Annotated in this window: 5 protein-coding genes and 1 other RNA gene; all 6 read right to left on the bottom strand. The window is 53.3% G+C overall.

What is annotated here, in order from left to right; genetic code table 11:
* Window positions 1–1,254 (bottom strand): S-type pyocin domain-containing protein (locus OGV52_RS07180; protein WP_287108277.1); only part of this gene is annotated, 1,254 nt, incomplete at its 3' end.
* Between the two features lie 300 nt (window positions 1,255–1,554).
* Window positions 1,555–1,931: RNase P RNA component class A (gene rnpB, locus OGV52_RS07175), an RNA gene on the bottom strand.
* A gap of 32 nt (window positions 1,932–1,963) precedes the next feature.
* The gene (gene garK, locus OGV52_RS07170) at window positions 1,964–3,109 is read right to left on the bottom strand and encodes a glycerate 2-kinase (RefSeq protein ID WP_047499662.1); all 1,146 of its coding nucleotides are present in this window, start codon (window positions 3,107–3,109) and stop codon (window positions 1,964–1,966) included.
* 65 nt (window positions 3,110–3,174) lie between these two features.
* Window positions 3,175–4,065 carry a 2-hydroxy-3-oxopropionate reductase gene (gene garR / locus OGV52_RS07165; protein ID WP_003840019.1) on the bottom strand — a complete coding sequence of 297 codons (891 nt, stop codon included), beginning with the start codon at window positions 4,063–4,065 and terminating at the stop codon, window positions 3,175–3,177.
* Between the two features lie 30 nt (window positions 4,066–4,095).
* Window positions 4,096–4,866 (bottom strand): 2-dehydro-3-deoxyglucarate aldolase, encoded by a 771-nt coding sequence (gene garL, locus OGV52_RS07160; RefSeq protein ID WP_005131731.1) that lies wholly within the window; start codon window positions 4,864–4,866, stop codon window positions 4,096–4,098.
* 15 nt (window positions 4,867–4,881) lie between these two features.
* Window positions 4,882–6,216 (bottom strand): galactarate/glucarate/glycerate transporter GarP, encoded by a 1,335-nt coding sequence (garP, locus tag OGV52_RS07155; protein WP_003024898.1) that lies wholly within the window; start codon window positions 6,214–6,216, stop codon window positions 4,882–4,884.
* Window positions 6,217–6,291 lie beyond the last annotated feature (75 nt).

The raw sequence follows: 6,291 nt of genomic DNA, 5'->3' as shown, positions 1-6,291 counted from the left end.
ATAAACATAAATCGGGTCAAACGTCCCGGCAGGGTGTACCAGAATATAATCCCTGAATGGGCGTTCTCCCGGTGCTGGCGTTTCCGTTGACCACGGGCTGTTGATTTCACTTTCAGGGTAAACCAGCACACTCGGAGGGACGTATACATTGTCCCAATTCCCGGTATTGGAAGGAGATTCATACCCAGGATCGTCTGGTGTCCAAACAATCGTTGGCTTACTTGCGCCATCCTCCCAGAACTCATAGTTCCCGGTGGTACTGTTCTTCTGAAGCATTCGAACCGGAACTTTGTCCTGCCCACCTCCGGCGCTGACATGAAAACCTTTCGGCCTTATCATCCCGTTTTGCTCTGCTTCCCAGCGAAAGCGAACGCGCGTTGGAACATCTTCTTTATTCCGTGCGGCCTGCTCAAGCCGCATTTTATCGATGTAGTCCTGTTCGCCGCTGTTGAGTTTTGGCGAGTAGAATATGCCAAACAGAAAAACGGTGGTGGGGTTGGGGACTATCCAACGGCCAGCAGCAGAAAGATTTCCCCCGATTTTTTGCAATGCTGTATATCCGGCTTCGGTCGCTGCACCCGTAGTTATCCCGGTCGTTGTCGCTATTCCTGCCGCCGCTGCGGCTTTGGTTGTGTCCGGTGAGTTGAAGAGACGTTTGTACCAGGGGGGATTATCTTCCAGTGGTGGGGTTGGTTCGTCTGGTTTGTGTTTCTTTGCTACCTGCGCGTGCTGAACAGGCTCTTCCTTGGTTTGTTCTGTCTGAGGCGCAGCACGGTAATAGCCTGCATGACCAAAATTATCGAGTCGCTCTTGCTCTGTACCAGCATCGGTGCAGCCTTCACCACGAAGACAAGATTTCGCGTAAACCGCAACAGGAAGTGGGGTAAGAAAGTCTGATGATATAGATGAAGGTGAAGATGAACTCTGTGCAACTACGCGCGCTGCGGTGTTTGATGTCTTGGTACTGGTCCCCCTACGCGATTCATAACTCTGCACCATTATTTGCGGAATAATTTTTGCCTTGCAAGGGCAACTGCTGAAACTGTCCAGACTACCCGCAACCAGACGCCCCTCAGTGGTTATCCATGATATCCCACCGATAATGCGATAACTATTGCCGTCTTTACCACACGTTACCTTGTCGCCCATACGGGCTACTGGCGTGCCGTTGGTTCGTCTGTTTGGCGCTCCCTCCAGAACCTTACCACCACAGGTGGTGGGATCGTACATGTGTAGAATGTATCCCTTTGCCATAAGTCCTTTTGCTTGTTATTCATTTCTTCCAGAACGGCCATTGTACGAATAACATTCATATTTCAGAAGTGGTTTTTCCTCAAAATGAAACTGTGTTCCACAATATTTATTGTTGTGAATAATTCGCTGATATTCATTCGGCTTGTGAACTGTCGAATGTTTTAATCGCTGCACATTTTTTTGACTTCGTGACGTAGGTAAATGTCGTTGCGGCGGAGCGTATGAGGGATGTTGCAACCGTTGGTGTATCCCATGTCAGCTTCTGAGCGTCTGAGATACACCAACGTATTGTTTTTAAAGAGGTGAAGCTGACCGATAAGCCGGGTTCTGTCGTGGACAGTCATTCATCTAGGCCAGCAATCGCTCACTGGCTCAAGCAGCCTACCCGGGTTCAGTACGGGCCGTACCTTGTGAACCCCTATTTGGCCTTGCTCCGGGTGGAGTTTACCGTGCCACGGACTGTTACCAGCCGCGCGGTGCGCTCTTACCGCACCCTTTCACCCTTACCTGATCCCACTTGCGTGGGCCATCGGCGGTTTGCTCTCTGTTGCACTGGTCGTGGGTTTCCCCCCCAGGCGTTACCTGGCACCCTGCCCTATGGAGCCCGGACTTTCCTCCCCTCCGCCCGTCTCCCCCGAAGAGGACGACGACGAAGCGGCGACTGTCTGGTCAGCTTCGGCGCGCAGTATAGAGGGTTTGCGGGGCATTGTCACCCCGCACTGTGCATTCCTATCGCCAACGTGGCGGCGATGTTTCTTGAAGCGCGATAAATATTATCAAATGCCCCACGAAAGGCCTCTTCCAGCGTGCTGATGGTGGTTAATACGCTAAACACCGCATCGATACCATATTGATGCACCACCTCCACATCGCGCGTCAGGCTGCCGCCAATACCAATTACCGGCTTGTGGTACTTCTTCGCGACATTCGCCACACCCACCGGCACTTTGCCGTGAATGCTCTGGCTGTCAATCCGCCCTTCTCCTGTCACCACCAGCGTACAGTCATGAATATGCTCTTCCAGATTGAGCGCCTGGGTCACAATCTCAATACCACTGCGCAACTCCGCACCTAAAAAAGCCATTAACGCGGCGCCCATTCCGCCAGCCGCACCAGAGCCAGGAACGTCTTTCACATCAACCCGCAGCGATTTTTTAATGATGTCGGCATAGTGAGACAGATTGCGGTCCAGTTCGATAATGCGTTCTTCCGTCGCCCCTTTCTGCGGGCCAAAAATGCGCGAAGCGCCAGTATCACCGGTGAGTGGATTAGTCACATCGCAGGCCACGCGAATTGAGCAGGTTTTTAAGCGCGGATCCAGGCCCGATATATCGATGGTGTTCAGACTCTCCAGGCTTCCACCACCGTTGCCAATCTCTGTCCCGTTGGCGTCGCAGAGTTTCGCCCCCAGCGCCTGCACCATACCCGCGCCGCCGTCGTTGGTCGCACTGCCGCCAATACCAATAATGATGCTCTGCGCACCGCTATCCAGCGCCTGCAAAATCAACTCCCCGGTGCCGCGCGACGTGGTGACTAACGGGTTACGCTTTTCAGGTGGAACCAACGCCAGACCGCTGGCTGCCGCCATTTCGATAAACGCGGTTTTACCATCTCCAGACATGCCCCAGCAGGCATTCACTTTTTCGCCCAGCGGCCCTGTCACCCACGCTGAATGTTCACTCCCCTGCGTAGCGGCAATCATGGCTTCGACCGTTCCTTCACCGCCATCGGCAACCGGGACAGAAACATATTGCGCATCGGGGAAAATTTCCCGAAATCCTTTTTCTATTGCCTGAGCTACCTCGGTGGCAGAAAGGCTTTCTTTATAAGAGTCTGGGGCAATTACGATTTTCATAGTTATGTAGCCTGACAGTGCCGCGCAAGGCAAGAAATACAGGGCGCGCATCCGCGCCCTTCTTGTTAGCGAGTGACTTCCACTTTCGCCAGTTTTTCGTAGTAGCATGCGAGTGCGCTATGATCGGCGGTGCCCAGCCCATCAGCGCGTAGCGCCTGCATCATCTCCATGACTGCAGCAGTCAGCGGTAACTGAGCGCCAACGCCATGAGAGGTATCCAGCGCGTTCGCCAGATCTTTAATATGCAGGTCGATACGGAAACCCGGCTTAAAGTTTCTGTCCATAACCATTGGCGCTTTCGCATCCAGTACGGTGCTTCCCGCCAGCCCACCACGAATCGCCTGATACACCAGATCCGGGTTTACGCCCGCTTTGGTCGCCAGCGTCAGCGCTTCGGACATTGCCGCAATGTTCAGCGCCACAATCACCTGATTCGCCAGCTTGGTGACGTTACCCGCGCCGATGTCACCGGTATGTACCACGGAACCTGCCATCGCCTTCAGCAGATCGTAATATTTGTCAAAAATCGCTTTATCACCGCCAACCATCACCGACAGAGTACCGTCGATGGCTTTCGGTTCGCCGCCGCTTACCGGCGCGTCCAGCATATCCACGCCTTTCGCTTTCAGCGCGTCGCTGATTTCACGGCTGGCTAACGGCGCGATGGAGCTCATGTCGATCAGCACTGTCCCCGGTTTCGCCCCTTCGATAATGCCGCCCTCTCCCAGCGCCACTTCTTTCACATGCGGAGAATTCGGCAGCATGGTGATGATCACATCGCACTGCTCGGCAATATCTTTCGCCGTGGCGGCGGTTTCTGCGCCTGCGGCAATCACTTCCGCAATGGATTCCGGGTTACGGTCAGCAACCACCAGCGAGTAACCTGCCTTGAGGAGGTTTTTACTCATTGGTTTACCCATAATACCGAGGCCAATAAAACCAACTTTCATTGTCATGTCTTTATCTCTCTCTACTGTCGAGGGGGGTTATTTCTTAAAAGAATCAGCCAATTTTTGCGTGGCTGAACGGAACACGCCAAGATCGCTGCCAACGGCAACAAACGTCGCGCCCCACTCCAGATAACGACGCGCATCCGCCTCTACCGGGGCCAGAATGCCGCTTGGTTTGCCGTGTGCTTTCGCGCGGGCAAAAATGTGCTGGATAGCTTTCTGCACATCAGGATGTGACGCATTGCCGAGGTGGCCTAACGCCGCAGCCAGATCGCTTGGGCCGACGAAGACCCCGTCGACGCCTTCTGTCGCCGCGATTGCGTCAACGTTATCAACGCCCTGCTGACTTTCGATCTGCACGATGATGGTGATGTTCTTATTCGACTGCGCAAAGTAGTCCGGTACGGTGCCAAACATATTGGCGCGATGGGATACGGACACGCCGCGAATACCTTCCGGCGGATAGCGGGTCGACGCCACGGCGTTCACCGCCTCTTCTTCCGTCTCCACGAACGGGATCAGGAAGTTGTAAAATCCGATATCCAGCAGGCGTTTGATAATTACCGGCTCGTTGGTCGGTACGCGCACTACCGGCGCGCTGGCGCTGCCTTTCAGCGCCATCAATTGCGGGATAAACGTCGATATGTCGTTCGGCGCGTGTTCGCCGTCCAGCACCAGCCAGTCAAAACCCGCCAGGCCTAAAACTTCGGTACTGATTGGGCTGGCTAATGCAGACCAGCAGCCAATCTGAATCTGTTGCGCCGCGAGAGCCGCTTTAAACTTATTCGGAAAAATCGTGTTATTCATCGCTTACACCTTTGTTTATTTCTGCAATTCCATACGTTTAATGTCACCGACAATAAACAGGTAGCAAACCATTGCCATCAGCGCCGAGCACCCTACAAACATCAGCGCAGCATTAAATGAGTGCAGCTCGCTCACCAGATACCCAATCACCAGCGGGGTGACGATGGAAGCCACATTGCCAAATACGTTAAATACCCCACCGCACAGACCGACAATCTCTTTCGGCGCAGTATCGGAAATCACCGGCCACCCCAGCGCCCCGAAGCCTTTACCGAAGAACGCCAGCGCCATCAGCGCCACCACCAGGGTGGTGTTATCGGTGTAGTTACACAGAATAATGGTCGAGGCGAGCAGCATTCCGAGCACAATCGGCAGCTTACGTGCCAGAGTGATGCTGAAGCCACGTTTAATCAGATAATCAGAGAACACGCCGCCGAGTACGCCACCGGCAAATCCGCACAGCGCAGGAATCGAAGCCACCAGACCCACTTTCAGGATCGACATGCCTTTTTCCTGTACCAGGTAAATCGGGAACCAGGTGAGGAAAAACCAGGTAATTGTGTTGATAAAATACTGTCCGAAGAACACGCCGAGCATCATACGGTTAGTGAGCAACTGCTTGATATAATGCAGTTTAGGACCGCCTGACTTCACATCACCCGGCTTTTTATGGTCCATATCCACGACCGCGCCGTTTTCAGAGATAAACTTCAGCTCTTCTTGCGACATACGCGGGTGATCGGTTGGGTTATGAATAAACTTTACCCACAGTCCGGTGAGCACAAAACCAATCACGCCCATCACGGTAAAGACGTGTTCCCAGCCCCAGGCGAAGGTCAGCCAGCCCAGCAGCGGCGAAAACAGCGCCAGAGAGAAATACTGTGCGGAGTTAAAAATTGCGGACGCCGTACCGCGCTCTTTCGTCGGGAACCAGGCCGCCACGATACGGGCATTCGCCGGGAAGGACGGCGCTTCCGAGAAGCCCAGCATAAAGCGCATGATGAACATTGAAATACCCGCCCAGGCCAGCGGGAACATGTCTACAAAGCCCTGCAGGAAGGTAAACAGCGACCAGAAGAACAGGCTGTAGGTGTAGACTTTCTTTGAACCGAACTTATCCAGCAGCCAGCCGCCGGGGATTTGCATTAACAGGTAAGCCCAGCCGAAAGCGGAGAAAATGTACCCCATTGAGATGGCACTGAGCTGTAACTCTTTCGCCACTTCCGTGCCGGCAATTGACAGCGTTGCACGGTCCGCATAGTTAACGGCTGTAACGATAAATATTATCAACAATATTAAGTAACGGGTGTGCGTGCCTTTCTTTTTCTCGACAACTGTATCCAGAATCATTCTAATTACCTCGGGTACATTAAATTTTTATTATTATTGGGTAGATATTCCTGGTGATAAATTACTGATAATAAG

This window comes from Citrobacter sp. Cb041, assembly GCF_030336655.1.
Classification (GTDB): Bacteria; Pseudomonadota; Gammaproteobacteria; order Enterobacterales; family Enterobacteriaceae; genus Citrobacter; species Citrobacter braakii.
Note: the sequence above shows the minus strand (reverse complement) of the source record. Positions and strands in the feature narration are given on the sequence as shown.